We start from the raw sequence: 26,475 nt of genomic DNA, 5'->3' as shown, positions 1-26,475 counted from the left end.
TGCCTCTCCCGCCGGCCCCGCTCGATCTGATGTCGCCATTGCCGACGTGGTATCGGGCAACCGCACGCGACCTGCCGTGGCGCCGCTCCGATTTCCACGAAGAGTTCGGCGCGTGGGGCGTTCTCGTGAGCGAGTTCATGTTGCAGCAGACGCCGGTCGCGAGAGTGATTCCGCACCTCGAGGCCTGGTTGGAGCGGTGGCCGACGCCGGCCAGGATGGCTACGGCCTCCACCGCGGACGTCGTGCAGCAGTGGGCGAACCTCGGCTATCCCCGGCGCGCACTCTGGCTGCACCGTGCCGCCGTCGAGATCACCGATCGACATGGCGGGATCGTTCCGCGTGACGTCGACGCGCTGCTGGCTCTCTCCGGCATCGGGGACTACACGGCTCGCGCCGTCGCCGTGTTCGCCTACGGCGACCGGCACCCCGTGGTCGACACCAACACCCGACGAGTTCTGGCCCGAGCCGTCGAGGGCCGTGCGCAGCCGGGGGCCGCATCGCGCCGGGATCTCGATCTGATGGCCTCCCTGCTGCCGGACGACGTCGATGAGGCCGCGGTCTTCAATGCGGCGGCGATGGAACTCGGCGCCACGGTATGCACGTCGCGTGCCCCCCGATGCGAGCTGTGCCCTCTGGCCGGCAGCTGCGCCTGGCTGGCGGCAGGCAGACCCGACACGGGGGACGAACGCCGGCGCCAAGCCGCATACGAAGGGTCGGACCGCCAGGCACGTGGCGCGGTGCTGCGGCTGCTACGGAGCCTGGATCCCGACCCCGTACCCCTCGCGGCTGTGCTGCCGGAGTGGCCCGACGCCGGGCAGCGCGATCGAGCCGTCGATTCGCTCATCGCGGACGGCCTGGCCGAAGCCGACGGAGTCTCCCTGTTCCTGCCGCGCTGACCACCGCTCAGGTTCGGTGACGGCTCAGGGTCGGTGACGGCTCAGGTTCGGTGACGGCTCAGAGATGTTGATCGGTGCGATGTGCGAGCACCGTCAATTCGACCCGGCTCCGCACATCGAGCTTGGTGAACACGCGGCCGAGGTGGACTTCGACGGTGCGGACGGAGACGCTCAACGCCGCGCCGATCTCGCGGTTCGCGGCGCCGCGCACCGCGCGCATGGCCACATCCAGCTCGCGCGCGGTCAGCCGGAGCGACCATGCGGAGCGACACGCAGAGAGCGGGTCCAGCGCCGGGACGATACTCCCCTCCCTGGCGTCGAGGCGGTCCAGTCGACGTCGGATCGCCCGCGCCCAGGCCGTCGCTCCGGAGAGTTCGAAGAGTCGCTCGGCGTACTGGAGATGGATCCTCGCCGAGGAATGATCATCGCGGATCGCATCCCGTGTTCCGAGCATCGCCTCCACTCGTGCCCTGGCGAACGGCGAGCTCAACGTACGGGCGGCCTCACGGATCTCTTCGCTCTCCGTACGCCAGCGCCCGTCGCCCGCCGTCGCGATGCGTACCTGCAGGTGCCGAGCGCGTGTGAGCTCGGGGGGCTCGATGGAGGCGACAGGCGCGGGGCCGTCCGCGCCGATGAGAACCAGCTCATCCAGCCCGGGCACCGCCATCGCGGCCTGCGGTGAACCCAGATCGGACCAGAGCCGGATCGTGGCTGCAGCATCGTCGAAGGAGCCCGCGAGGAAGGAGTGGATGCCACGATCCACCAGGAGATCGATCTTCACCCCCGCAGGGAGCGCGATCGTGAGCGACCGCGCGAACGGACCGAGTTCGCCCAGCACCGCCAGGTCGAGGCGTCGGGCGAGGACCACGCCCAATCCGGCGAAGGGCAGCGCGATCGGAAGACGCAGCGCCGCCTGGATCAGCCGATCCCGAGCGATGCCGATGTCGCCCCGCCACATGAGCAGCAGAGCCTCGACCACCGCCCGGTATGCCCGGACGACAGGGCTGAGCTCGTACCCCGGCACGAAAGGATCGGGGCCACCGGAGAACGTCGAGTCGTCCGTCGCGACCAGCCGCAACGCGAGATCGATGTCGCCCTCCACTGCAGCGCGCAGAGTACGGAGCATCCCGCCGCTCACCGGCCCGGGGCCCGTCACCCCGTCGACCTCGCGGTCGCCCGCGAGGAGCCAGCTCAACGCCACGACGGGATCCCTCAGCTCACGCTCGGCGTCGATCCGCGTGGCGCCGTCGCGGAGGGCATCGAGCCACGTGCGCATGCCCTGTCTGTCACCCCGTTCGGCGCAGAGGATCGCGGCGAGGGCAGCTGCTCTGGTCCAATGACGCCAGTCCGCATCGTCAGCCGTACCGGGCCGCACGGCCGTCGGATCGACTTCGGGAACTGCACCCTGCATGAGGGTCTGCGCGACCAGCAGTGCCCCGAGGCCTGCCAGGCGGCACCGCTCGCTGCCATGTGGGTAGAGCGTCCCCAACCAGGCAGCAGCCTCCGCGGCGAATCCGGCGCCGACGGCCGACGCTCCCGCGACGAGACGCGCTTCGTCCCGAGCGTCGCCCACTGCATGCTCTGAGGCCTCCCTCGCGAGCAGCAACGCACGATCCGGATACCCCGCCTCGGTGAGCTGACGTGCGATCAGGGTGAGTTCCGGTGCCGTGGCCGGATCCCCCACGAGGGATGCCCGCGCCCGATGCCAGTCCGCGCTCACCCGGTCACCTCGACGCCGGAAGACCGCACTCAGGCGCCCATGGACCATCGCGGTTCCCGCAGCGCAGGTCGTGGCTCGTACCCAGATGGCCAGTCGTGTATCGGCGAACCGCGCACGACCGGCGTGCATGAGGAGGTGGTCGCCGACGGATGCGGCCGCGATCTCAGCCGCCGAGCGTCCATCGAACTCGAGAAGCGGATCGAGGACGTCGTCCAGGCAAACCGCCAACGCGAGGAGCAGCTCGCGATCACGGCCGTCGAGATGCAACCCATCGAACGTCTGCGCGATCGATGGAACGAGGGGCAAGGGCGTCGGCAGCGGACGGAATCCGTGGCGTTGAGCCGGTGTCAGGCGCTCGACGACTCCGCGAATCGTCGCCGCGTCTGCATTCAGGTCGTCGGAGAGCCGGGAGAGCACATGCGGCGCACAGCCGAGGCCCCGTTCGAGGAGATCGTCCAGAATGATTCCGACGGCGGCGGGCGCGATGAACGGCCCCCCGGACGTGCCCGTACCCTCGATGCCGATCCCCCTCAGCTTCGCGGGAACGTGTCCCGCGAAGCCGAGCGTATCAAACGGCGATCACTCCGCGTCGTCGTCCGAGCGGTAGGGGTCTGCGTCGCCGGCGTGAGAAGCCGAGGACGCGAGCTTGGCGACGTCGGCATCACGCTGCTGAGCCTCACGGAGCAGCGCGCCGATGTGGTCGGCGTTCTCCGGAAGCGCATCCGGGATGAATTCGAGCGTCGGCACGAGTCTCGTGCTCAGCTGTCGTCCGACCTCGGTGCGCAGCATTCCGGTCGCCGAGGTGAGCGCGGCACCGCTGGAGATGCGCTCCTCCTCCGTGCCCAACACCGTGTAGAACACGGATGCGTGCTGGAGGTCGCCGCTCACGCGGACGTCGGTGATGGTGACGAAGCCGAGGCGCGGATCGCGCAGCCCCTTCTCCAGCCGTTCGGCGAGGATCACGCGGATTCTATCCGCGAGACGGGCCTGTCGTTCGCCTGCCATTGGTCTCTCCCTGTCCAGGAACCCTCAGGGCGCCCCTCGTCTCCGTGCTCCGGGAGGAGCAGGAGCGAAGGACGCCCGAAGGTGTTTCGAATTGATCAGCCGCGAGGCTTCTCGACGAGCTCAGTCGTCTCGATCTCATCACCGATCTGAATGTCGTTGTACTTTCCGAGTCCGATACCGGCCTCGTAGTCCGTGCGGACCTCGGTGACATCGTCCTTGAAGCGACGCAGCGACTCGATGGCGAGGCCATCGGCCAGCACGACACCGTCGCGGATGACGCGTGCCTTGGCGTTTCGCGTGATCGTTCCCGATCGCACGATGACACCGGCGATGTTGCCGAACTTCGAGGAGCGGAACACCTCGCGGATCTCGGCCACACCCGACTGGACCTCTTCGTACTCCGGCTTGAGCATGCCCTTGAGCGAGCTCTCGATCTCGTCGATCGCGTTGTAGATGACGGAGTAGAAACGGATGTCCACGCCTTCACGGGCGGCACGCTCGCGCGCCTTCGTGTCGGGACGCACGTTGAAGCCCACGATGATCGCGTTGTCGATCGTCGCCAGGTTCACGTCGGACTCGGTGATCGCACCGACACCGCGGTGGATGATGCGCAGCTGCACCGAGTCGTCGACCTCGATCTTGAGGAGCGACTCCTCGAGTGCCTCGACGGCACCGGAGACGTCACCCTTGATGATGAGGTTGAGCGACTCGACCTTGCCCTCTTCGAGAGCTCGGGTGAAGTCCTCGAGCGAGATGCGCTTGCGAGCCTTGGCCAGCTGGGCGTTGCGCTCGACCGCTTCACGCTTCTCAGCGATCTGGCGAGCCATGCGGTCTTCCTCGGTGACGATGAACACGTCGCCGGCGCGCGGCACGGAGTTCAGACCCTGCACCTGCACCGGGCGCGACGGGTAGGCCTCGAGGACCTGCTCGCCGTTCTCGTCCGCCATCGCACGCACACGGCCGTACGCCGTGCCCGCGACGATCGCGTCACCGATCCGAAGCGTTCCGGACTGGATGAGCACCGTGGCGACCGAACCGCGGCCCTTGTCGAGCTTCGCCTCGATGGCGACACCGCGAGCGGCCTTGTTCGGGTTGGCGGTCAGGTCGAGGCCGGCGTCGGCTGTGAGCAGCACGGCGTCCAGAAGCTCCTGGATACCCGTGTTGGCACGAGCGGACACATCGACGAACATCACGTCGCCACCGAACTCCTCGGCGACCAGACCGTACTCGGTCAGCTGCTGACGCACCTTGGAGGGGTTGGCGTCGGGCTTGTCGACCTTGTTCACTGCGACCACGATCGGCACGTTCGCCGCCTGCGCGTGGTTCAACGCCTCGACCGTCTGCGGCATGATGCCGTCGTCGGCTGCGACCACGAGGATCGCGAGGTCGGTGACCTGCGCACCACGGGCACGCATGGCGGTGAACGCCTCGTGACCGGGGGTGTCGATGAAGGTGATGGCTCGCTCGATGCCCTCGTGCTCGGTCCAGACCTGGTAGGCACCGATGTGCTGGGTGATGCCGCCGGCTTCGCCCTCGATGACGTTGGTCTGACGGATCGCGTCGAGCAGTCGCGTCTTACCGTGGTCGACGTGACCCATGACGGTGACGACAGGGGGACGGATCTCGAGGTCGTCTTCGCTCTCCGCCTCCAGCTCGGCCTCGAGGTCGAGACCGAAGCCCTCGAGGAGCTCCTTGTCCTCGTCCTCGGGCGAGACCATCTGGATCTTGTAGCCGAGCTCGGCGCCCAGGACCTCGAACGTCGCCTCATCGAGGGACTCCGTGGCCGTGGCCATCTCACCCAGGTTGAAGAGGATGGTGACGAGGGTTCCGGGCTGGACCGTGTAACCGGTCAGCGTCTCGATCTTGTCGGCGAAGTCCGCGATGGATGCGCCGCGGCGCATGCGTATGATCTCTCCGTTGCCGCGGGTGACGTTGACGCCACCGACGACCGGAGCACTCCGCATCTCGAACTCTTGCCGCTTCGCCCGCCGCGACTTGCGCTGCTTGCTCTTGCCGCCGCCCTTGCCGAAGGCACCCGCGGTACCACCGCCGGGACCACGGCCACGACCGCCACCGCCGCCGGGACGACCGGCGAAGCCGCCGCCACCACCGGGACGTGCTCCGGGACCACCGGCACCGCCGGGTCCACCGGCGCCACCGGGACGGCCGGGGCCGCCGGGACGCTGCTGGAACGGAGCGCCGGGACGACCGCCCTGGCCACCGCGAGGTGCACCGGGACGCGGCGAGCCGGGACGAGGTGCACCCGGTCGGGGCGCACCCGGGCGCGGTGCCTGCGGGCGCGGGATGTTGCCGGGCGTCGGGCTGGGACGCTGCCCCATTCCCTGTGCCGAGGCGAAGGGGTTGTTGCCGGGGCGAGGACCTGCGGGACGCTGGCCCATGCCCTGTGCCGTCGAGAAGGGGTTGTTGCCGGGGCGAGGAGCGCCCGGCTTGGGAGCTGCGCCGTCAGCCGACTTCGCGTCAGCAGAAGCCTCGGGGGCCTCCGCTGCGGGAGCCTTCTCGACCGGTGTGGCCTCGACGGGAGCGGCCTCGACCGGTGCCGGCTCAGCGGGAGCCGGTGCGGGCTTCGGACCCGGCTTAGGTCCGGGAGTCGGTGCCGACGAGGCTCCAGGCTTGGGAGCCGACGTGGTCGACTTCGCAGCAGGCTTTGCTGCAGGCGCTGCCGGAGCCGCGGCCTTGAGCGAGCTGTCGGCCTCGATCGCCGCGCGCAGCTTGCGCGCCACCGGCGGCTCGATGGTGGAAGACGGGCTCTTCACGAACTCGCCGAGTTCCTTGAGCTTTGCAAGTGCGATCTTGCTGTCGACGCCGAGCTCGGCGGCGATCTCATGTACGCGTGGTTTACCAGCCACAATTCTCCTGTCTGAGTTGGTCTACCCAGACAGGGCAGACCACTAGTCGCGGACGGGTCTCATTTCGAGCCGTTCACTTTGTTTCCATAGCTGTTCAGCCTTTGTTTCTTGGTGGGTGCTGTTCGAAGGTCCGTGTGTCCAGCTGAGTGGTCACACGCAGTGCTCGTCCGAAAGCTCGTCGCCGCAGAGCGGCCTCCATGCATTCAGGTGTCGGATGCACCCACGCGCCGCGCCCCGGCAGGACAGCACGCTCATCAGGGATGAGGGTGTCGTTCTGGGCCACCACCCTGAGAAGGGCGGAGCGGGGAGCACGCGTGCGACAACCGACGCACGTTCGTACGGGTTCCATCTTACACCTGCGTTTCACCCCGCCTCGCCCGCTCCCGGGCGCGGCGGGAGGCCGGAGCCGGTCAGTCGAGGACGCTGTCCGGCTGGATGTCGATCTTGGCGCCGGTGAGCTTGGCAGCGAGACGCGCGTTCTGGCCTTCCTTGCCGATCGCGAGCGACAGCTGGTAGTCGGGCACCAGGGCCCGGACGGCCTTGGTATTGGCGTCGAGCACGAACGAGCTCGTGACCTTCGCCGGTGAGAGGGCGTGAGCCACGAAGGTCGGCAGATCAGCGTCGTAGTCGACGATGTCGATCTTCTCCCCCGCGAGCTCCTCTGTCACCGCGCGCACACGACGTCCCATCTCGCCGATACAGGCGCCCTTGGCGTTGATCGACGGGTCGTTCGCCTTGACCGCGATCTTCGTGCGGTGGCCGGCCTCGCGAGCGAGCGCGACGATCTCGACCAGACCTGCCGCGATCTCCGGCACCTCGAGGGCGAAGAGCTTGCGGACGAGACCGGGATGCGTGCGCGAGACCGTGATCTGCGGGCCCTTGAGTCCCTTGGCGACGCTCGTGACGTACACGCGCAGACGCGAACCGTGGGTGTACTCCTCGCCCGGCACCTGCTCTTCGGGCGGGAGGATCGCTTCGACGGCTCCGAGATCGACGTGGATCATGCGGGGGTTCGGGCCCTGCTGGATCACGCCGGCGACGATGTCGCCCTCTTTGTCCTTGAAGTCGCCGAGCACGACGTCGTCCGCGATATCGCGGAGACGCTGGCTGATGACCTGCTTGGCGGCGAAAGCCGCGATACGCCCGAAGTCATCCGGCGTCGCGTCCTCTTCACCGATGATCGCGCCCTCTTCGTCCTTGACGACCTGCAGCACGGCGACGTGACCGGTCTTGCGATCGAGGTCGACGCGGACGCCCTCAGGTGTCACACCGTCGGCGGCGACGTGCTTGGAGTACGCGGTCAGGATCGCCTGCTCGATGATCGCGACAAGCTCATCGAAGGGGATCGCCTTCTCCTTCTCGATCCCTCGCAGCAGACTCAGTTCGATGTCCATGACGGCCTCTCTATTCAGCTCTCGTCGCGCCTGTTCGCACGCGCGACATCCGTACCACGATACCCTGTGCCCACCGGCTCCCGCACGGCGGCAGGGGCGTCGGAGTCCGGGAGCCGCTCAAGGAGGAGCACGTGAGCACATTCGACACGATCGTGATCGGCGCGGGGATGTCAGGGCTCACGAGCGCCCGGATGCTCGTCGACGCCGGCCAGCGCGTCGTCGTCCTCGAAGGACGCGACCGCATCGGCGGCCGGATGCACACCGATCGCAGCGCCGGATTCCCGGTGGATCTCGGCGCTTCGTGGATCCACGGGATCGAGGACTCACCGCTGTGGAATCTCGTCCACGCCCTCCGCATTCCGGCGATCGAGTACACGGTGGGCAGCTTCCAGGTCGGCGGTCGCCCGATCGAGAACTTCGACGGCGAGGGACGCCCGCTGGACGACGCGGCCACCGCGCAGTGGATCTCCGACGTCGACCTGGCCGACCGCCTCCTCGTGGAGGAGATCGTCGCGTCCTCCCCCGGCGACACCTACCTGGATGTGACCGAGCGAGCTCTCGACAGGTCAGGGCTCACTCCCGAACGCATCGACGACATCCGCGAGTTCTTCCGCCACCGGGTCGAGGAGCAGTGCGGCGCATGGATCGGCGACCTCGACGCGCACGGCCTCGATGAGGACGCGATCGACGGCGATGAGGTGATCTTCCCCCGCGGCTACGACGAGCTGCCACGTCGCATCGGGGCAGGCCTCGACGTGCGCCTCGCGACCGTGGTGACCCGGGTGAGCCGCTCGTCCGACGGCGTCATCGTGCAGGCGGGCGGGACGGAGTACCGGGCGGATCGGGCGGTCGTCACCGTGCCCCTCGGCGTCCTCAAGGCGGGGACGATCACCTTCGACCCCGAGCTCCCGGATGCAGTCGCGGGCCCCGTATCACGGCTCGGGATGGGGGTCTTCAACAAGGTGTTCGTGCAGTTCCCCGAGCGCTTCTGGAACGAGGAGACCTACGTCATCCGCGCCCTCGGAGAGGCCGGTGAGCACTGGCACTCCTGGTACGACGTCTCCGCTGTCAGCGGCATCCCCACGTTGCTGACCTTCGCCGCCGGCCCGTTCGGTCGCCGGATGCAGGAGCGTGCGGATGCGGACATCGTCGCCGACGCCGTCAGCGCACTGCGCCGCCTCTACGGTGACGCCGTCGGGGAGCCGCTCGCCCACTGGGTCACCCGGTGGGGCGAGGACGATTTCTCGCGCGGCTCCTACTCGCACCTCGCGCTGGGTTCGACGCACCACGACCACGATGCGCTCGCGGGGCCCGTCGATGGCGTCTTGCACTTCGCCGGCGAGGCCACCTGGGGCGATGAGCCGGCGACCGTCGGTGCGGCCTTATCCTCGGGGCACCGGGCCGCGGAGCGCATCCTCGATCGCCCTGTCGACCTGGGGGACTTCGCCGCCCGCATCACCGCTCGGGAGCGGACGGAAGTGCGTTGATCGCACCGATCAGCCGGAACAGGTTGCCCACCTGCCGCTGATCCAGGTGAAGGATCAGGCGCGGCAGATCGAGGTTGTCCTGGTCGGCGACTTCGGGCTGGCGCGGTGCCGTCCGCTCGATCCTCCCCGACGACAGCATCGAGGCGAACTGCTCGTTGAGCTCGTCGATCTCGGCATCCGTCGGCTCGGCCTTCAACCGCAGCACGAGCGCGTCGCCCACCCAGCGCAACGAATGGTAGTTGTGCCAGAACCCGGTGATCTCGGCCCGAGCGGCCTCGACCGAATCGGTGATCACGACGCGGTCGAAGTCGCCCTCCGAGATCACCCCCGTCGGCGCGAGATGGTCATCGATGAAGCTGCGGAGGCCCTGCCAGAAAGTACCGCCCGGTTCGTCCAGGAGCACGATGGGCGTCGGCTCAGCCTTCCCCGTCTGCTGCAGGGTGAGCAGCTCGAACATCTCGTCGAGGGTGCCGAATCCGCCGGGCAGGCAGATGAACCCGAGCGATTCCTTGATGAGCATGAGCTTGCGGGTGAAGAAGTACTTCATCGCGACGACGTGGTCCTGACCCGTCACGAGGCCGTTGGGCTTCTCCTCGAAGGGCAGCCGGATGGAGACCCCCAGCGAGAGAGCGGGTCCGGCTCCCTCCGAAGCCGCCTGCATGATGCCGGGGCCGGCACCCGTCACGACCATCCAGCCGTCGCCCGCCAGCGCTGCGGCCACATCGCGAGCGGTGAGATACAGCGGATCGTCGTGTCGGGTGCGGGCCGAGCCGAAAACCGTCACCTTGGGGACACCGCGGAACGGCGCGAACAGTCGGAATGCGTCGCGCATCTCAGCCAAGGCCGCCGACGCGATCTTGAGGTCGAGACGGTCGGCGCCGTCCTCGCCGAGCAGGATCGCGGTGCGCAGCATCCGCATCACCAGTCGCCGGTCGGTATGCACTCCCGCGTCGTCGAGGACGGCGTTGATCTCGGAGCTGAGGGCTTCGGGGAGTGGTTCATCGATCATGACACCAGGGTGTCATGCAGCGATGCGAGCACGGGCGTATGCCACACCGCTTGTCAAAGACCGTTCATCTCGGCGACCGCCGCCCGGATCTGGTCGTGCGGGAGGGCCAGGCTCGTGTGTCCGTCTCGACCGGTCATGTCTCGCGCCGCCACCAGGGCGTTCCACACGGCCTCGTCGACGGCCTGGACGGCGGCGGTGAGGAACGGATCGATCCGGCCCCACGGGATCAGCCGCAGCGTCTCATACTCGGCACGCGCCCCATCAGGGAACGTGGAGGTCAAGGCCCCCTCGTTCGCCGTGGAGAAGACGAGCACGATGTCTCCCGAGAAATGGCTTCCTGCCGTACCGCTGCGCCCGAGGCCGAGTGCGCCGCGCCGGGCCAGGGCAGCGCACTGACCGGGGAGCAGAGGCGCATCAGTCGCGATGACGACGATCGCCGACCCCGCGCCCCCGGGAGCCCGCAGATCCCTCTCCCGAGAGAGCCAGTCGTCCTCGGCCATCGGATTCGGCGTCGACGAGCGCGCACCGATCCGGACCCCGCCGAGACGGAGCTCCTCCCTGGCGCCGAAGTTCGCCTGGATGAGCACGCCGATCGTGTACTCATCGTCGCCGTACGTCACGGTCCTCGAGGCCGTGCCCGTGCCGCCCTTGAACCCGTAACAGTTCATGCCGGTGCCGCCGCCGACGTTCCCTTCCTCCGGCGCGTCCCGGGAGGCCGCCTCCAGCGCCGCCCGGGCGTCCTCCGGCCTCACGTGGGCTCCGTTGATGTCGTTGAGGTAGCCGTCCCACGTCTCCCCCACCACCGGCAGCATCCATTGCGCGGCGACATGCGGAGCGTTCTCGGCGACCCAGGCGTCGATGCCTGTGTGCACGGCTCCCACCGCGTGGGAGCTGGTGATGCCGATCGGCATGGAGAGCGACCCCGACTCGTCGATCCAGGAGCGACCGGTCAGCTCACCGTTTCCGTTGAACGAATGCACGGCGGCCGCACACGGCACGCCGACCCCCGCCCGCCCCCGAGGCAGGATCGCCGTCACGCCGGTGCGCGCGGCACGTGGGCCTTCACCGGCGATCAGGGTCCGGTAGCCGACAGTCACGCCGGGGACGTCCGTGATCGCCCCCGCGACCCCGCTCCGACCGTCGAACGGTATTCCCAGGTCGCGCGCCCTGGTGTGGCCGTACGACGATCCCGATTGCAGCGATGCACTCATCCGATACTCCGATTCGACATGAACGTGTGTTCAGAGAATAGATGATTAATTCCTATTTTGCTTGACTTGTCGACCGACAGGCCCTTGAATCACTGTTCAAAGCGAACATGATCGCCCTCGTACCCCATCACCCGACAGTGCAGATTCCGGAGCCACAGATGTCTCAGCCGAATCCCCCCTCCGTCCCGACCACGACGACAACGCTCGCGCAGCGTCGCCTCGGCGTCTGGGCGATCGTCTTCTTCGTCGTCTCCGCCGCCGCGCCCCTCACCGTCGTCGCGAGCGCCGCCGCCACCGACTTCCGCCTCGCGGGTATCGGCGGGCCCGGAGCGATGCTCGCCAGCGGCGTGGTGCTGATGCTCTTCGCCGTCGGGTTCACCGCCATGTCGAGGTACGTGCGGAACACCGGAGCGTTCTACGTCTACGGGGCACGGGGGCTCGGCAGGCCCATCGGGATCGGGATCGTCTTCGTCACGGTCTTCTCGTACACCGCGCTGTGCATCTGCTTCTACGGCTTCGTCGGTTTCTTCGGCGAGATGACCTTCTCTGCGCTGTTCGGCATAGACCTCCCCTGGACCGTGTACGCCGTGCTGGCGCTGGTCATCGTCGGGCTTCTCGGTTACCGCAAGATCGATGTGGGGGCGAAGGTCCTCGGGGTGCTGCTCACCGCGGAGGTCGCGATCCTGCTGGTCCTCGCCATCGCCGTCCTGGCGAAGGGCGGGCCGGAGCCCGTCTCCTTCGCCTCGTTCGCGCCGGAGAACGTCTTCTTCGCCGCCGGGAGCGGGGCACTCTTCGTGTTCGGATTCGGTGCCTATCTCGGGTTCGAGAGCACGGCGATCTACACGGAAGAGGCGAAGGACCCTTCCCGTACCGTGCCGATGGCGACCTACATCTCGATCGCCTTCCTCGGAGTCTTCTACGCCTTCACCTTCTGGGTTCTCACGGTCGCGTTCGGCGTGGAGGGCGTGCTGAAGCTCGCGATGCAGGACGACTTCCAGGACATGGTGTTCCACGCCGGTGACGCCTACCTCGGCGAATGGGCATCCGTCACCATGCGCGTCCTCATCGTGACGAGCTTCTTCGCCTGCCTCCTCGCTTTCCACAACGCCAGCTCACGCTACCTCTTCTCGCTCGGGCGCGAGCGGCTCCTTCCCCCCTGGCTCTCGCAGACGGAACCGTCGACACAGGCGCCGCACCACGCCAGCCTCGTGATCTCGATCGTCTCGCTCGTGGCCATCGTCGTGACGATCATCAGCGGAGCGGACCCGTTCCTCGGTTTCGCTCTCCCGGTCTATTCGATCGGCGTCGCCGGGCTGGTGTTCGCGCAGGCTGTGGCCGCGATCGCGGTCGTCGGGTTCTTCCTCCGTGGACGCCGTGGACACAGCGTCTGGCGAGTCCTGGTCGCTCCCGCTCTCGGTGCGATCGGCCTGCTCATCGGATTCACACTCATCGCCCTGAACTTCGATCTCGTGACCGGCCTGGAAGGTCCGATCAACCTCGTCCTCCTCGCCCCCACACCCATCCTGTTCGTCGCGGGAACAGTCGCGGGTCTCGTTCTGAAGAAGCGTCGCCCCCAGCACTATGCTGAACTCACCACGCTCGTTCCCGACGACGAGTAGCGCCAGGCACGAGGAGGTCACGTGGCCGAGCAGCGCAAGCATGCCGCACGACGTGCGGAACTGATCTCCGCAACCAGACGCGTCGCGGGGCGCAGCGGAATCCGGGGGACGAACGTCCGAGCCGTCGCCGCCGAGGCATCGGTCAGCGCCGGAAGCGTCCTGTACTACTTCCCGAGCTTCGATGAGCTGATGTACGCGACCGTCGAGGGGGTGCTCGAGGAGATGTACGAGAGACGACGCACGATCGCCGAGCGCGAGACGGATCCCGCGAAGCGGCTGGTCTCCCTCATCGTCGCCGGTGTTCCCGACGAGATCAGCGATCACCTGCGGATGGCGTACGAGAGCATCCCGCTTCTTCGCGAGCAGCCCGAGTACCGACCCCTGCACCGATCGATCGTGGAGCGTCAGGTGGCGCTCTACCGCTCGACGATCGAGATCGGCACCGCCCTCGGGGCGTTCCGGCCGACCGCAGACCTCACCGTCATCGCACGGAACATCGTGGCCCTCGAGGATGCCTACGACCTCTACCCACTGATCGGTCTGGAATTGGGTGCGGAAACCTACCGCGCCAACATCCTCTCCTACGCGCGCACGGCGCTCGACTGCGCACTCGATCCCTGAGCCCCGGCCGCTGGCGCAGATCGGACGCTCCACCCGACCGACGAGGCACCCGATACGATCACGCGGCGACCCTGCTGTCAACGCCCGTGCGCGCTCCCGCCCTGCCGCGCATCCTGGAGTGATGACGGAGATCACAGGACCCGAAGCCCTCGCCCGCGTCGCCGAGCTCGTGGAGGACATCGACATCACGATGCTCACCACCACCGATAACGACGGCAACCTCGTGAGTCGGCCGATGTCGACCCGGCAGATGGACGACGCCGGCGACATCTGGTTCTTCACCGCCGAGGACACCGAGAAGGTCGATGAGGCGCGCAAGCACCACGACGTGGGCCTCGCTTACTGCGATGCCAAGGGGATGCGATATGTGTCGGTCGCAGGAACCGCAGAGGTGGTGCACGACCGCGCGAAGATGGAGGAGCTCTACTCCGCGTCGCTGGAGATCTGGTTTGCAGACGGCCTCGAGACCCCCGGCATCGCCCTCCTCAAGGTGACGCCGAAGGTGACGGAGTTCTGGGAGCCGTCGAAGGGCAAGCTGGCGCTCGCTGCAGGGGCACTCAAGTCCCTCGTCACCCGTGACACCCCGGATGACGACATCATGAACCACGGCCGCGTCGTCTGCTGACGACGCGGCCGCAGAGGCTCAGTGGGCGGCGGAGAGCCGCTGGACGACCTCATCGACGGAGACGGCGTCACGCTCACCCGTGGCGCGGTCCCACAGCTCGACCTGGCCTTCAGCGGCCCCGCGTCCGACGATGACGATCTTCGGCACGCCGACGAGCTCGGCGTCGCCGAACTTCACACCGGGCGAGACCTTGGGGCGATCGTCGTAGAGCACGTCGAGACCGGCGGCTTCAAGCTGTGCGGAGATGCCCTCCGCCACCTCGAACGCGACCTGGTCGCGACCGGCTGCGACGACCTGAACGTCGAACGGCGCCACGGAGGCCGGCCAGATGAGGCCCTTGTCGTCGTTGTTGAGTTCGGCGATGATCGCCAGGATACGGGTCACGCCGATGCCGTACGAACCCATCGTGACGGTGACGAGCTTGCCGTTCTCGTTCAGCACCTTGAGCCCCAAGGCCTCGGCGTACTTGCGGCCGAGCTGGAAGACGTGTCCGATCTCCATGCCGCGCGCGAGCTCCACCGGGCCCGAGCCGTCGGGCGCGGGGTCTCCTGCGCGGACGTTCGCGATCTCCACGATGCCGTCCGCGGCGAAGTCACGGCCCGCGACCACGGAGTGCGCATGCTTCTCGTCGATGTTCGCTCCGGTGATCCAGCTGGTGCCTTCGCTGACTCGCGGGTCGACCAGGTAGCGGATGCCGGTGGCCGACTCCTCGCCGAGCACCGCGCCCGTGGTCGACCAGGGGCCGATGTAGCCCTTCACCAGCAGCGGGTTGTTCTCGAAGTCGTCGGCGGTGGCCGTCTCGACCTCGGCGGGGGCGAACGCGACCTCGGCACGCTTCTCGTCGACCTCGCGGTCGCCCGGGATGCCGACGATGACGAGCTCGCGCGTGCCGTCGAGGTGGGTGAGCGCGAGCACGACGTTCTTGAGCGTGTCGGCCGCGGTGTACGCGCCGTCCAGCTCGCGGTTGGCGTGCGCGACCAGTGTCTCGATGGTCGGCGTCTCGGGAGAATCGAAGATCACCGGGGACGCGTCGGCGTCGTAGGCGATCGCGTCGGGAACCGCGGTGGTGAACGCCTCGACGTTGGCCGCATAGCCACCGGCGCTGCGCACGAAGGTGTCTTCACCGACCGGTGTCGGGTGCAGGAATTCCTCGCTCCGAGACCCGCCCATCGCACCGGCATCCGCCTGCACGATGACGTACTCGAGGCCGAGCCGCTGGAAGATGCGCTCGTACGCGTCCCGCTGCGCCTGGTAGCTGACATCGAGGCCCTCGTCGGAGGAGTCGAAGGAGTAGGCATCCTTCATCGTGAACTCGCGGCCGCGGAGCAGGCCGGCGCGAGGACGCGCCTCATCGCGGTACTTGTCCTGGATCTGGAAGATCGTGAGCGGCAGGTCCTTGTACGACGAGTACAGATCCTTCACGAGCAGCGTGAACGCCTCCTCGTGGGTGGGGGCGAGCAGGTAGTCGCCGCCCTTGCGATCCTGCAGGCGGAAGAGCAGGTCGCCGTACTCGTCCCAGCGACCGGTGGCCTCATAGGCCTCGCGCGGCATGAGCGCCGGGAAGTGCACCTCCTGTGCGCCGGCCGCAGCCATCTCCTCACGCACGACGGTCTCGATCTTCGACTTGACGCGCAACCCCAGTGGCAGCCACGCGAAGATGCCGGCGGCCTGCGGGCGGATGTATCCGGCCCGGATCAGCAGCCGGTGGCTGGCGACCTCTGCGCCTGCAGGGTCTTCACGGAGCGTGCGGAGGAAGAAGTTCGAAAGACGAGTGACCACGGAGCAAGTCTAGTGAGCCGCGGCCACCCGTCTTCGACCCCGTCAGTTGAGAGCCGGAAGGTTCGCCGGGACGACGCCGCCCGCGTAGAGATCGGCGGCCAGCTCCTGCAGCGCGGTGAGCGCGACCCGCTGCGGGAGCGGACCGTAGGAGATGCGCGCGACACCGAGCTTCTCGTACTCGGAAGCGGCGAGAGCACCGGGAATCCCGATCACGCTGACCTTGCGCTCTCCGATGCCCTCGACGAGCTGGCGGGTGACGTTCATGTCGAGGATGCCGGGGACGAAGACGGCCGTCGCTCCGGCGTCGAGGTAGGCACGACCGCGCTGGATCGCGTCGGCGATGCTCTCCGGGACGGGGCGTCCTCCGGCGCGGACGAACGCGTCAGTACGGGCGTTGAGGGCGAACGGCACGCCCTCGGCCTCCGCCGCCTTCACGATCGCCTCCACCGCCGCGACGGACTCGTCGAGCGGCTTGAGACGGTCCTCGACGTTCGCGCCGACGACGCCGACGCCGATGGCGAGCCGCGTGGTCTCCCCCGCCTCCCCGTATCCGTCATCGAGGTCGGCGGTGACGGGCACCTGGACGGCGGCCGCGATGCGGCCCACCATGTCGATCATGATCTCGCGCGGGGTGGCGCCGTCGTCGTAGCCGAAAGATGCGGCGATGCCGTGTCCGGCCGTGGCGATCGCCTTCGTCTCGGGGAGGGCGGCGACCGCCCGTGCGGAGACGACGTCCCACACATTCACGACGCGGAGGATCTCCGGCGCGTCATAGAGTCCGACAAGGGTCTGGGCCTTGGCTGCAGTGGTCATGACTCCACGCTAACGCGGGATGGCGTCTGCGGGGCCGGTTCACCCCGGCTCCGCGCGATCACTCCCACCTAGGGTGGAACCATGCCCCAGCGCCGATCACACGTCGCCCCTTCCGCTGCGCAGACCGAACTGGCCGCGGTGCTCGCCGCCCTGCGCGAGTCATCGGATGCTCCGCTCGATTTCCCGGACGACGTCATCGCCGAGGCGGAAGCGGCGACGGCGACCATGCCGGAGCTCGACCTTCGGGACATCCCCTTCGCGACCCTGGATCCGGAGGGGTCTCGCGACCTCGATCAGGCGTTCCACCTGGAGCGCGACGGAACCGGGTACACGGTTCGCTATGCGATAGCCGATGTCCCGGGGTTCGTGATCCCCGGTGGCACGGTGGACGCCGAAGCTCGGCGTCGTGGACAGACGCTGTACGCGGCGGACGGCACGGTTCCCCTGCATCCACCCGTCCTGAGCGAAGACCGTGCTTCGTTGCTCGCCGACGTCGACCGACCGGCGCTGGTGTGGACCTTCACCCTCGACTCCGCGGGCGTCGTCTCGACCTTCCGACTGGAGCGCGCGCTGATCCGCTCCCGCGCGCAGCTCGACTATGCGACGACCCAGCTGTCGATCGACCGCGGCGAGGCTGGGCCGGCCGCGCTGCTCCCTGAGATCGGCGCGCTGCGGCTCGAGCAGGAGCGCCTGCGCGGCGGAGCGAGCCTGAACCTTCCGGACGAAGAAGTCGTACGCGCCGACGACGGCACCTACGCGATCGAACGTCGCAGCCCGCTCCCCGTGGAGGAGTGGAACGCCCAGCTCTCGCTCATGACCGGGATGGCGGCGGCCTCGCTGATGCTCGACGCCGGGGTGGGCATCCTCCGCACGATGCCGGAGCCGGATGACGCCGCGTTCGAGACGTTCCGGCATCAGACGGAAGCCCTCGGTCGCCCGTGGACGAGCGGCACCTACGGTGAGTACCTTCGAGACCTCGACCGGGCCGATCCGATCACTCTTCCCGTGCTGGAAGCCGCATCATCCCTCTTCCGTGGAGCGGGGTATCTGGTGTTCGACGGAGAGGCCCCGGACGACGCCGTGCAGGCCGCCATCGCTGCTCCCTACGCGCACGCGACGGCTCCCCTGCGCCGGCTGGTCGACAGGTGGACCCTCGCGATCTGCCTCGCTGTCTCGAACGGCGATCCGGCCCCCGAGTGGGCCCGCAGCTCGTTGGCGGAGCTGCCCGCCCTCATGCAGGAATCCGGCCAACGGGCGTCGAGGATGAATGCCGCCACGATCAACAGCGTGGAAGCCGCACTTCTCACTCCGCTGGTGGGCTCGACGATCGAGGCGACCGTGATCGAGCTTCGCGGTGAGCGCGCGGCCATCCAGCTCGCCGATCCCGCCGTCACCGCCACGGCGCCGCTGCCTGCGGACGCGGAACCGGGCGATGTCGTGCGGCTCCGCGTCGTGCGTGCGGACATCGCCAAGGGAGAGGTCGAGTTCGCGGTCTGAGCATCCTGCCGGCGACTACCCTGACGAGATGGATCATGTCGACCTCGCCGAGCGCTTCGTCGCCTCCGCTTACCCGAACGCCGGGATCGCGATCGTCGCGGGAAGCACAGCACGGGGCGAGCGGACCGCGACGAGTGACGTCGATCTTCTGCTGATCGGCGACTCCCTCTTCGACGATGCCTCGAAATCCAGCGAGGCCGCCACTCACGAGTTCGAAGGGGAGATCTTCGAGGTGTTCGCGTACACACCGCAGGGCTTCGACGAATGGGCGAATCGGGGAATCGACCGGCGGCGCCCTGTGATCGTGCACATGCTCGCTGAGGGGGTGCCGGTCCGCACACACGCCTCGTTCGTCGAACTTCGGTCGAGGTGGAGCGCGATCCTCGCTGCCGGTCCGGCTCTCGATGCCGCGGACTCACGGTTCCGGCGTTACATGATCACCGACCTGCTCGACGATCTGCGGGACGCGACGGACCATCTCGAGCAGCGTGTGATCGCCGGCACGCTGTTCGAGCGGATCGCGGAGCTGATGCTGCTGAACGACCGACGCTGGATTGCGACCGGCAAGTGGCTTCCGCGGCGACTACGCGCTCTGAACGCGGAGCGCGCCGAGATGCTGAGTGCGCCGCTGCTCGCGGGCAACTACGCGGCTTTCGCCGATCGCGTCGAAGAGGAACTCGCGCGCGCGGGCGGGCGGGTGCAGGCGGGATTCGTGCGCTGACGTCAGCCTGCGGGCGTCGCCACGGTCGTCATGACCAGGAGCTGCGGATCGCTCAGGTCGAGCGACACCGTGATCGAGGCGAACGCGGCGAGCGAATCGACGTGGGTTCCTCCACAGAGGATCACGGCCTCTCCCTGCGGAAGCTCGCAGTGCCAGCGCCGCCGGTCGACGATGGTCGGGCCTTCGGTCTCAATGCTGCTGGGGGCGCTCGAGGCAACCCACGCAGCGAGCTGGTCGTTGACCTGCGACTCACGGTCGGCGAGTGTCGCAGCGAACGTCTCGGTGTCGAAACCCGCTCTGCGCAGACTCTTGCCGAGGCGGTACTCGTCGACGGCCCCGTCCTCGTGGATGCGACTCGACTGATTCGCACGGCCCTCGAAGTCGGGGCTGCCGAGCGCGTCCGCACCCGGATCCTTCCGCCAGAGGTCGGCGAGAGCGAGGTCGAGCGCCAGGGAGGCGAGATGACAGGCCGTGTGACCGCGGCTGAGGCCCGCACGACGCTCACCGTCGACCGACAGGGTCACCCGTGCGCCCTCGGCGAGTGACGTCGGGACGGCACCGTCGATGCGATGCCCGACGAGCCATGTCCAGCCATCGGCACCGCGCTTGACGGGGATGTCACTTCCGACGGCGAACTCGCCCTCATCCGAGACAGCGGCCATGAGCGCCTCGGCCACCTGGACCGTGTCATCCCCGAGGGAGATGGCTCCTGCGTCGCCGGGCTGATCCGGCCAGGTGTGGTCGACGGGATGGAAGGGGGTCGAGTCGACGACGATCACCGTGCCGTCGAGATGGCTCTCGACGCGGGTGATGACGCCGTCTCCGGCGACGGCCCCGTCTGCGAAGGTCACGATGGTGGGCGTCGACATGGATCTCCTCGGATTCGACGGTGACGCGGTCGTTTGACCGGGGCGGACCTCGGTCTGACGCGTCAGTGGGACGGCGGGATGGTGAAGCTGGCGAGCTTGTCACCCTCGACGACGAAGATGCCGTCGGATTCACCGTTGAAGACCCGGCTCGCCCATCCGAAGCGGATGCGCGTGGTGCTGCCCTCGGTCTCGGCGGAGAGCACGGTCATCTGTGCGCCCGCGCCGATCGCGTCGCTGCCCGCCCATCCGCGCACCCCGTCAGGACCCGCCTTGACCGTGCCCCAGTCGCTGACGAAGCCGTCGGGCGTGAATACGTCGACGAACGCCTCGGTGTCGGCGGCGTTAATCGCGTCGACCATCGCCTGGACCGGAGCGGGCAGGGTGACATCGGACATCTCGGGCTCCTCCGGGTTCAGACCGTGACGACCTGGGCGGTACCGAGCGGGGCTTCCGGCCCCATGTCTGCGGCGATCCGGTTGGCCTCTTCGATGAGCGTCGCGACGATGTCTGCTTCCGGCACGGTCTTGATGACCTCGCCCTTCACGAAGATCTGTCCCTTGCCGTTGCCCGAGGCCACACCGAGATCGGCCTCGCGAGCCTCGCCCGGGCCGTTGACGACACAACCCATCACGGCGACGCGCAGCGGGACGGTCATGTCCTTGAGCCCCTCGGTGACGTTCTCCGCCAGCGTGTAGACGTCGACCTGAGCGCGACCGCACGACGGGCAGGAGACGATCTCGAGCTTGCGCTCACGCAGGTTGAGGGACTGCAGGATCTGGTGGCCGACCTTGACCTCTTCCGCCGGCGGCGCCGACAGGGACACACGGATCGTGTCACCGATGCCTTCACCGAGCAGGATGCCGAAGGCCGTGGCGCTCTTGATCGTTCCCTGGAATGCGGGGCCCGCCTCGGTCACACCGAGGTGCAGCGGCCAGTCGCCCCGCTCGGCCAGCAGACGGTACGCCTTGACCATCACGATCGGATCGTTGTGCTTGACCGAGATCTTGAAGTCGTGGAAGTCGTGCTCCTCGAAAAGCGACGCCTCCCAGACGGCGCTCTCCACCAGGGCTTCCGCCGTCGCCTTGCCGTACTTGGTGAGGATGCGGCGGTCCAGCGATCCGGCGTTGACACCGATGCGCAGGGAGACGCCGGCGGCCTTCGCGGCCTCTGCGATCTTGCCGACGTTGCCGTCGAACTCGCGGATGTTGCCCGGGTTGACCCGAACCGCTCCGCATCCCGCGTCGATGGCCGTGTAGATGTAGCGGGGCTGGAAATGGATGTCGGCGATCACGGGGATCTGACTCTTCATCGCGATGATCTTCAGCGCGTCGGCATCGTCCTGATGCGGCACAGCGACGCGAACGATCTCACAACCCGAGGCCGTCAACTCGGCGATCTGCTGGAGCGTCCCGTTGATGTCGGTCGTCTTCGTGGTCGTCATCGACTGCACGCTGACGGGAGCGTCACCGCCCACGAGCACCTTGCCCACTTTGATCTGCCGGGACTTACGGCGCGGGGCGAGGACTTCGGGGATCTTCGGCATTCCGAGGTTCACTGCTGGCACCCCCCAAGCCTACGCCGCCAGGATGCAAGTGGGCTGGACGGACGCACCTACGCTGGACACATGGCAGTCGTCCTCCTCACCGGCTTCGAACCCTTCGACGGCGCCGACCGCAACCCGTCGGCAGATGCCGTGCATGCTGTCGCAGCGGGGTATGACGGCCCGCACGACCTCATCGTCGCGACGCTTCCGGTCGCGTTCGAGGCCTCCGCTCACCGCATCCGCGCGTTGATCGCGCACCACTCCCCCGACGTCGTCATCGCCACCGGACTCGCGGGAGGAAGCTCACATGTCGCGGTCGAGCGCATCGGTGTGAATCTGATCGACGCGCGCATCCCCGACAACGACGGCGCCCAGCCCGTCGATGCGCCCAGTGAGGTGGGCGGTCCCGCAGCGCGGTTCTCGACCCTTCCGGCCAAGCGCCTGGTCCGGGAGCTGGCCGCCGAGGAACTGCCGGCCCGGCTCTCGCTCTCTGCCGGCACCTACGTGTGCAACCACGTGCTGTACACGGCGCTGGGTGCCGTTCGGCAGGATGCAGTCGCCGGGTTCGTGCACCTTCCCTGGTCGACCGGCACGGCGCCGATAGGCACTCCGCATCTCGCCGAGGAGCGCCTGGAGCGCGCCATACGCCTCGTCGTCGATCACGCGCTGGACACCGAGACGAGGGAGCCCGGCGGCAGTACCTGGTGACGTCATGGCGCTCGGGCCGCCACCCCCGATGTGGTAGTTTCGGCCCCATGCTCGCGAACTTCACCTGGTGGCCCGCCTTCTAGGCGGTGTGTTCGCGTTCCCACGAATTCAGACCGCCTCCGGGGCGGTCTTTTCGTTGCGCCGAGCCGGAGCACTGCACAGGAGACATCGATGACCCTCTCACGACTCGCCGAGCTCACCGCCGACCCGACGGCATCCTTCGTGCTGATCGCACGCGACGGCACCGACACCGTCGAGCTGCTCAGCGGCGACGTCGTCGACGTCGACCTGCTCGCCGACATCCCGCTGACGATCGACGGCACGCCTCGCGAAGTCTTCTCGATGGTCCCTTATCGCCAGGTGCGCGAACGCGGTTTCGTCGCACAGGACGACGGCGCACCGTTGCGCTGTCTGGTCGTCGACGAGCACCTTCACCTCCCGACCGCTGAACTCCTCGCCGCGCTCCCGAGCGCACCCGTCGCGTTGCATGACGATGGCTTCGACATCGCCGACGACGAATACGCGGCCATCGTCGAGAAGGTCATCGCCGACGAGATCGGTCGCGGCGAGGGCGCGAACTTCGTCATCCGACGTGACTTCACCGCGGACATCGAGGTCGATGATCGTACGGCGGCTCTCACCTGGTTCCGTGCCCTGCTCACGCACGAGCGCGGGGCCTATTGGACCTTCGCGGTCTTCACGCCCGGCCACATCGCCGTCGGCGCCAGCCCCGAGGCCCACGTGGTCGCTCAAGGCGGCGTCGTCACCATGAACCCCATCTCCGGAACCTTCCGTCACCCGGCCGGCGGAGCGACGAAGGAGACGCTGGTCGACTTCCTCGCCTCGACCAAGGAGACCGAGGAGCTCTTCATGGTGGTGGACGAGGAGCTCAAGATGATGAGCGCCGTCTGCTCCGACGGAGGACGGATCACGGGCCCGCACCTCAAGGAGATGTCGCGGCTCACGCACACCGAGTACATGCTTCGCGGACGCAGCGCCCTCGACCCGCGCGACATCCTGCGCGAGACCATGTTCGCCCCCACCGTCACCGGGTCACCCATGCAGAACGCGTGCGCGGTGATCCGTCGACACGAGCAGAAGCCTCGCGGCTACTACTCCGGTGTCGCGGCGCTGTTCACCCCGAATGCGGATGGCGGTCACGACCTCGATGCACCGATCCTCATCCGCACCGTGTACCTCCAGGACGGCGCCCTCCGCGTACCGGTCGGCGCGACACTGGTCCGACACTCCGACCCGATGGGCGAGGTGTCAGAGACGCACGGCAAGGCCGCGGGAGTGTTGGGGGCCATCGGGGCGATCGACCGGGATCGGGTGGCCGAGGCACGCAGCGATGCGGATGCCCCGGGTGCCGCGCGTGCCCTCGCCGACGATCCGGCCATCGCCGAGCTCCTGTCCTCACGCAACGCCCGCCTGGCCGAGTTCTGGCTCAACCCGCAGGGCGAGGAGTTCACAGGCCCGTTCGCCGGACGGTCCGCTCTCGTCGTGGATGCGGAGGACCGGTTCACGACCATGCTCGCCCATCAGCTTCGCCACCTCGGCCTCGCCGTGACGATCGCTCCTTGGAGCGAAGTCGAGAACGCCGTTCTGGATGCGGCCGACCTGGTCGTCGCGGGGCCCGGTCCCGGTGACCCGCGGGATGCGCAGAACGCGCGCATCGCGCGGATGCGCGAGGTGGTCGCCCGTCGCCTCGATTCCGACGCACCACTGCTCGCCGTGTGCCTGAGCCACCAGATACTCGCCGACCGGATGGGCATTGCTCTGACTCCGCTCGACGCCCCGCACCAAGGCCTGCAGAAGTCCGTCCCGGTGTTCGGGGAGAACGCATCGATCGGCTTCTACAACACCTTCACTGCGCGCGTCGCGCCCGGTACGGCAGCTGTCGGTGCCGCCGAGGTGTCGGCGGATCCCGACTCGGGCGATGTCTATGCCCTCCGTGGCACGCATTTCGCGTCCGTGCAGGGGCATCTCGAGTCGATCCTCTCGCGCGATGGTATCCGCACGCTCGAACGCCTCGTATCGCACGCGCTCGCCTGAGGCGGAGGGGCCCTCCCGCCAGCGGTGGACCGCGCCGATCTCAGCCCAGAAGATTCACCGGGTTGAAGAGGTCGGCGATCAGAAGCAGGGCGCCCATCGCGATCAGGACCACCGCGACGACCACGGTCAGAGGCACGAGCTTGGTCGCATCGACGGGCGCGGGCGGAGGCCTGCGGAACAGCTTCGCCCATGCACGCTTGATGCCGTCCCACAGGGCGACGACGATGTGACCGCCGTCGAGCGGGAGCAGCGGGATGAGGTTGAACACGAAGAGAGCGATGTTCAGCGAACCCAGCAGTCCGAGCAGGAACGCGAATCTGTTGAGGATCGGCGCATCGGTCGCGGCCACCTCGCCGGCGAGGCGCCCGACGCCGACCACGCTCAGTGGTCCGTTCGGGTCGCGTTCCCCACCGGTCACGAGCGACACCCCCACGTCCCAGAGACGCACCGGGAGCGTGACGATCATCGAGGCAACCCGAGCAGTGCTGTCGGCCGCCATCTCGGGGCCCGCGGTCAACGGCTGCTGCACGTAGCCCATCTGCGCGCCCATCCCCACGTAGCCGACCTCCTTGACGACGGGCTCTCCCGCCTCGTCCAGGACCGGCTGTCCGCTGGCGTCGGTGATCGTGCGCTCCGCGGCGATCGGCGTGAGGCGCAGCGACTTCTCCGCCCCGTCGCGTCGCACCACCATGTCGAGCGTCTCGCCCGGTGCCGCCTGCACGATCGCCGTGGCCTCGGCGAACGTCGACACGGGCTGGTCGTCGACCGACACGATCACATCGCCCGGCTTGATCCCGGCTTCCGCTGCAGGTGACGCCGGATCGTCGGGGGTGCACTCGGTCGCCGTCGAACCGGCGGGGACCACGCATTCGTTGACGGACGCGATCGTCGTCGTTCCCTGCTGCAGGCCGATGCCCGAAAGCAGCACGGTGAAGATCACCGTCGCGAGAAGAAGATTCATCACCGGGCCGCCCAGCATGACGACCACGCGCTTCCACACGGGCAGGCGGTAGAAGACGCGGTCTTCGGCACCTTCCGCGATCGTCTCGTCGTTGGCGCTGCGCGCATCCTGGATCAACGAGCGGAAGACACCGGACGCCGGACCGGAGTTCTTCGACGCCGGGTACATGCCCGACATGGAGATGAAGCCGCCTAGAGGGAGCAGCTTGAACCCGTACTCCGTCTCGCCGATGCGCTTCGACCACAGCCGCGGCCCGAAGCCGATCATGTACTGCCCGACGCGCACGCCGAAGAGCTTCGCGGGGACGAGGTGCCCGACCTCATGCAGGCCGATCGAGAGCCCGAGGCCGATCAACATGAAGAGGATGCCGGCCAGATAGAGCAGGATTTCCACGTGCCAACGTTAGTGCCCCCAGCTAGGAATCCGCCCGGTGGCTCGGCGCGGCTAGGCTGTGAGCGTGAATGACCGGCAGCTGCGACTCGTGCGCGCTGCCGCCGTCTCCTCGGTGGCGACTTTGCTCGCAGCCCTGTCCCATACGCTCGGCGGTGGTGCAGCCCCGCATGTGCTGTTGATCCTGGCAGTCGCGACCCTGCTCACGCCGCTGTCCGCTCTCCTGGTCGGCGTCCGAGAGTCGCGCACCCGCGTGGCCGTGGCTGTCTTCCTCGGGCAGGCCGCTTTCCACCTCCTGTTCCAGGCGCTGGGCTCGCCCACCGGCACGACGCCGACCGCCGGCGGCGGCGGACACTCCCACCACCTCGACCTGGCACTCCTCGGGTCCGCGTCCCCTACAGCTGCCCCCGGCACGCTGATGCTGTTCGCACACGTCGTCGCGGCCGTGCTCACCACGCTCCTGGTGTGGCACGGCGAAGCCCTCGTGCAGGTCGTCGCCCGCTGGGTCGATGCGCTTTTCCGACGCGCATCCACGGTGGCGCCCACCATGCATCGCCGGCCGCGCCGCCTGCGCTCGATCACCATCGCCATCTTCGATGCCTCCGTCTCGGTCGCTGTGCCGAGACGCGGTCCTCCTGCACTCATCCGCGACTGATCCGTCGCACCGGAATCCGCCGCCCCGACG

At 68.1% G+C, this 26,475-nt stretch carries 23 protein-coding genes; 10 read left to right on the top strand and 13 right to left on the bottom strand.

Features of this window, described 5'->3' with window-relative positions; genetic code table 11:
• Nucleotides 1–29: 29 nt before the first annotated feature.
• Nucleotides 30–896: an A/G-specific adenine glycosylase gene (locus tag ACFVWL_RS14280; protein ID WP_387185313.1), complete on the top strand. Its 867-nt coding sequence runs from the start codon at nucleotides 30–32 to the stop codon at nucleotides 894–896.
• A gap of 58 nt (nucleotides 897–954) precedes the next feature.
• Here the strand turns inward: ACFVWL_RS14280 and ACFVWL_RS14275 are convergent, their stop codons facing one another.
• The 5 genes from ACFVWL_RS14275 to nusA form a co-directional block, all read right to left on the bottom strand.
• Nucleotides 955–3,033: a LuxR C-terminal-related transcriptional regulator gene (locus tag ACFVWL_RS14275; protein ID WP_387183985.1), complete on the bottom strand. Its 2,079-nt coding sequence runs from the start codon at nucleotides 3,031–3,033 to the stop codon at nucleotides 955–957.
• A gap of 162 nt (nucleotides 3,034–3,195) precedes the next feature.
• Nucleotides 3,196–3,621, bottom strand: coding sequence for a 30S ribosome-binding factor RbfA (rbfA, locus tag ACFVWL_RS14270; RefSeq protein WP_387183982.1), 426 nt, complete (start codon nucleotides 3,619–3,621; stop codon nucleotides 3,196–3,198).
• A gap of 95 nt (nucleotides 3,622–3,716) precedes the next feature.
• Entirely contained in the window at nucleotides 3,717–6,488 is a 2,772-nt protein-coding gene (gene infB / locus ACFVWL_RS14265) for a translation initiation factor IF-2 (RefSeq protein WP_387183979.1), read from the bottom strand.
• Between the two features lie 94 nt (nucleotides 6,489–6,582).
• Entirely contained in the window at nucleotides 6,583–6,837 is a 255-nt protein-coding gene (locus tag ACFVWL_RS14260) for a YlxR family protein (RefSeq protein ID WP_105668474.1), read from the bottom strand.
• Between the two features lie 61 nt (nucleotides 6,838–6,898).
• The gene (nusA, locus tag ACFVWL_RS14255; protein WP_387183977.1) at nucleotides 6,899–7,882 is read right to left on the bottom strand and encodes a transcription termination factor NusA; all 984 of its coding nucleotides are present in this window, start codon (nucleotides 7,880–7,882) and stop codon (nucleotides 6,899–6,901) included.
• A 131-nt stretch (nucleotides 7,883–8,013) separates the two neighbouring features.
• Here nusA and ACFVWL_RS14250 point away from each other — a divergent pair, with 131 nt between their 5' ends.
• Nucleotides 8,014–9,369 (top strand): flavin monoamine oxidase family protein, encoded by a 1,356-nt coding sequence (locus ACFVWL_RS14250; RefSeq protein WP_387183975.1) that lies wholly within the window; start codon nucleotides 8,014–8,016, stop codon nucleotides 9,367–9,369.
• Here the strand turns inward: ACFVWL_RS14250 and ACFVWL_RS14245 are convergent.
• Both ACFVWL_RS14245 and ACFVWL_RS14240 read right to left on the bottom strand, forming a co-directional pair.
• Nucleotides 9,338–10,378 (bottom strand): TIGR00730 family Rossman fold protein, encoded by a 1,041-nt coding sequence (locus ACFVWL_RS14245; protein ID WP_387183973.1) that lies wholly within the window; start codon nucleotides 10,376–10,378, stop codon nucleotides 9,338–9,340. The genes ACFVWL_RS14250 and ACFVWL_RS14245 overlap by 32 nt on opposite strands.
• Nucleotides 10,379–10,431: 53 nt before the next feature.
• A complete protein-coding gene (locus tag ACFVWL_RS14240; protein ID WP_387183970.1) occupies nucleotides 10,432–11,589 on the bottom strand; it encodes a P1 family peptidase in 1,158 nt (385 codons plus the stop codon).
• Nucleotides 11,590–11,747: 158 nt separating this feature from the next.
• Here ACFVWL_RS14240 and ACFVWL_RS14235 point away from each other — a divergent pair, with 158 nt between their 5' ends.
• The 3 genes from ACFVWL_RS14235 (at nucleotide 11,748) to ACFVWL_RS14225 (ending at nucleotide 14,454) form a co-directional block, all read left to right on the top strand.
• Nucleotides 11,748–13,208 carry an APC family permease gene (locus tag ACFVWL_RS14235; protein WP_387183967.1) on the top strand — a complete coding sequence of 487 codons (1,461 nt, stop codon included), beginning with the start codon at nucleotides 11,748–11,750 and terminating at the stop codon, nucleotides 13,206–13,208.
• A gap of 21 nt (nucleotides 13,209–13,229) precedes the next feature.
• Entirely contained in the window at nucleotides 13,230–13,829 is a 600-nt protein-coding gene (locus tag ACFVWL_RS14230; protein ID WP_387183964.1) for a TetR family transcriptional regulator, read from the top strand.
• 121 nt (nucleotides 13,830–13,950) lie between these two features.
• A complete protein-coding gene (locus ACFVWL_RS14225) occupies nucleotides 13,951–14,454 on the top strand; it encodes a pyridoxamine 5'-phosphate oxidase family protein (RefSeq protein WP_387183962.1) in 504 nt (167 codons plus the stop codon).
• A gap of 18 nt (nucleotides 14,455–14,472) precedes the next feature.
• Here the strand turns inward: ACFVWL_RS14225 and ACFVWL_RS14220 are convergent, their stop codons facing one another.
• The gene (locus ACFVWL_RS14220; protein ID WP_387183959.1) at nucleotides 14,473–16,233 is read right to left on the bottom strand and encodes a proline--tRNA ligase; all 1,761 of its coding nucleotides are present in this window, start codon (nucleotides 16,231–16,233) and stop codon (nucleotides 14,473–14,475) included.
• Nucleotides 16,234–16,275: 42 nt separating this feature from the next.
• Nucleotides 16,276–17,046, bottom strand: a complete 771-nt coding sequence (locus tag ACFVWL_RS14215) for an isocitrate lyase/phosphoenolpyruvate mutase family protein (RefSeq protein ID WP_387183956.1) — start codon at nucleotides 17,044–17,046, stop codon at nucleotides 16,276–16,278.
• Between the two features lie 81 nt (nucleotides 17,047–17,127).
• Here ACFVWL_RS14215 and ACFVWL_RS14210 point away from each other — a divergent pair, with 81 nt between their 5' ends.
• Nucleotides 17,128–18,543, top strand: coding sequence for an RNB domain-containing ribonuclease (locus ACFVWL_RS14210; protein ID WP_387183953.1), 1,416 nt, complete (start codon nucleotides 17,128–17,130; stop codon nucleotides 18,541–18,543).
• A gap of 28 nt (nucleotides 18,544–18,571) precedes the next feature.
• The gene (locus tag ACFVWL_RS14205) at nucleotides 18,572–19,264 is read left to right on the top strand and encodes a nucleotidyltransferase domain-containing protein (protein WP_387183951.1); all 693 of its coding nucleotides are present in this window, start codon (nucleotides 18,572–18,574) and stop codon (nucleotides 19,262–19,264) included.
• A gap of 2 nt (nucleotides 19,265–19,266) precedes the next feature.
• On the opposite strand, the gene ACFVWL_RS14200 is transcribed toward ACFVWL_RS14205, so the two are convergent.
• From ACFVWL_RS14200 to ispG, 3 genes are all read right to left on the bottom strand, one after another.
• Entirely contained in the window at nucleotides 19,267–20,133 is an 867-nt protein-coding gene (locus ACFVWL_RS14200; protein ID WP_387183949.1) for a hypothetical protein, read from the bottom strand.
• 62 nt (nucleotides 20,134–20,195) lie between these two features.
• Nucleotides 20,196–20,528, bottom strand: coding sequence for a nuclear transport factor 2 family protein (locus ACFVWL_RS14195; RefSeq protein ID WP_387183946.1), 333 nt, complete (start codon nucleotides 20,526–20,528; stop codon nucleotides 20,196–20,198).
• A gap of 17 nt (nucleotides 20,529–20,545) precedes the next feature.
• Nucleotides 20,546–21,697: a flavodoxin-dependent (E)-4-hydroxy-3-methylbut-2-enyl-diphosphate synthase gene (gene ispG, locus ACFVWL_RS14190; RefSeq protein ID WP_387183943.1), complete on the bottom strand. Its 1,152-nt coding sequence runs from the start codon at nucleotides 21,695–21,697 to the stop codon at nucleotides 20,546–20,548.
• A gap of 60 nt (nucleotides 21,698–21,757) precedes the next feature.
• On the opposite strand from ispG, the gene ACFVWL_RS14185 reads away from it, so the two are divergent.
• A complete protein-coding gene (locus tag ACFVWL_RS14185; RefSeq protein WP_387183940.1) occupies nucleotides 21,758–22,384 on the top strand; it encodes a pyroglutamyl-peptidase I in 627 nt (208 codons plus the stop codon).
• A gap of 171 nt (nucleotides 22,385–22,555) precedes the next feature.
• Nucleotides 22,556–24,439, top strand: a complete 1,884-nt coding sequence (locus tag ACFVWL_RS14180; RefSeq protein WP_387183938.1) for a chorismate-binding protein — start codon at nucleotides 22,556–22,558, stop codon at nucleotides 24,437–24,439.
• Nucleotides 24,440–24,479: 40 nt separating this feature from the next.
• Here the strand turns inward: ACFVWL_RS14180 and ACFVWL_RS14175 are convergent, their stop codons facing one another.
• Nucleotides 24,480–25,793 carry a M50 family metallopeptidase gene (locus tag ACFVWL_RS14175; RefSeq protein WP_387183936.1) on the bottom strand — a complete coding sequence of 438 codons (1,314 nt, stop codon included), beginning with the start codon at nucleotides 25,791–25,793 and terminating at the stop codon, nucleotides 24,480–24,482.
• Nucleotides 25,794–25,857: 64 nt separating this feature from the next.
• Between ACFVWL_RS14175 and ACFVWL_RS14170 the strand changes: the two genes are divergently transcribed.
• Nucleotides 25,858–26,445 carry a hypothetical protein gene (locus ACFVWL_RS14170; RefSeq protein ID WP_387183933.1) on the top strand — a complete coding sequence of 196 codons (588 nt, stop codon included), beginning with the start codon at nucleotides 25,858–25,860 and terminating at the stop codon, nucleotides 26,443–26,445.
• The last annotated feature ends 30 nt before the right edge of the window (nucleotides 26,446–26,475 follow it).

It is taken from the genome of Microbacterium sp. NPDC058269, assembly GCF_042881445.1.
In the GTDB taxonomy this organism is placed as follows: Bacteria; Actinomycetota; Actinomycetes; order Actinomycetales; family Microbacteriaceae; genus Microbacterium.
This window is presented reverse-complemented; position numbering and strand designations above follow the sequence as displayed.

Bases quoted from the DNA above. Each gene is read 5' to 3' on its own strand.
- ACFVWL_RS14280 (WP_387185313.1), top strand. From the start codon at position 30: ATGTCGCCATTGCCGACGTGGTATCGGGCAACCGCACGCGACCTGCCG.
- rbfA (WP_387183982.1), bottom strand. From the start codon at position 3,621: ATGGCAGGCGAACGACAGGCCCGTCTCGCGGATAGAATCCGCGTGATC.
- ACFVWL_RS14260 (WP_105668474.1), bottom strand. From the start codon at position 6,837: ATGGAACCCGTACGAACGTGCGTCGGTTGTCGCACGCGTGCTCCCCGC.
- nusA (WP_387183977.1), bottom strand. From the start codon at position 7,882: ATGGACATCGAACTGAGTCTGCTGCGAGGGATCGAGAAGGAGAAGGCG.
- ACFVWL_RS14245 (WP_387183973.1), bottom strand. From the start codon at position 10,378: ATGATCGATGAACCACTCCCCGAAGCCCTCAGCTCCGAGATCAACGCC.
- ACFVWL_RS14240 (WP_387183970.1), bottom strand. From the start codon at position 11,589: ATGAGTGCATCGCTGCAATCGGGATCGTCGTACGGCCACACCAGGGCG.
- ACFVWL_RS14235 (WP_387183967.1), top strand. From the start codon at position 11,748: ATGTCTCAGCCGAATCCCCCCTCCGTCCCGACCACGACGACAACGCTC.
- ACFVWL_RS14225 (WP_387183962.1), top strand. From the start codon at position 13,951: ATGACGGAGATCACAGGACCCGAAGCCCTCGCCCGCGTCGCCGAGCTC.
- ACFVWL_RS14215 (WP_387183956.1), bottom strand. From the start codon at position 17,046: ATGACCACTGCAGCCAAGGCCCAGACCCTTGTCGGACTCTATGACGCG.
- ACFVWL_RS14210 (WP_387183953.1), top strand. From the start codon at position 17,128: ATGCCCCAGCGCCGATCACACGTCGCCCCTTCCGCTGCGCAGACCGAA.
- ACFVWL_RS14205 (WP_387183951.1), top strand. From the start codon at position 18,572: ATGGATCATGTCGACCTCGCCGAGCGCTTCGTCGCCTCCGCTTACCCG.
- ACFVWL_RS14200 (WP_387183949.1), bottom strand. From the start codon at position 20,133: ATGTCGACGCCCACCATCGTGACCTTCGCAGACGGGGCCGTCGCCGGA.
- ACFVWL_RS14195 (WP_387183946.1), bottom strand. From the start codon at position 20,528: ATGTCCGATGTCACCCTGCCCGCTCCGGTCCAGGCGATGGTCGACGCG.
- ACFVWL_RS14185 (WP_387183940.1), top strand. From the start codon at position 21,758: ATGGCAGTCGTCCTCCTCACCGGCTTCGAACCCTTCGACGGCGCCGAC.
- ACFVWL_RS14180 (WP_387183938.1), top strand. From the start codon at position 22,556: ATGACCCTCTCACGACTCGCCGAGCTCACCGCCGACCCGACGGCATCC.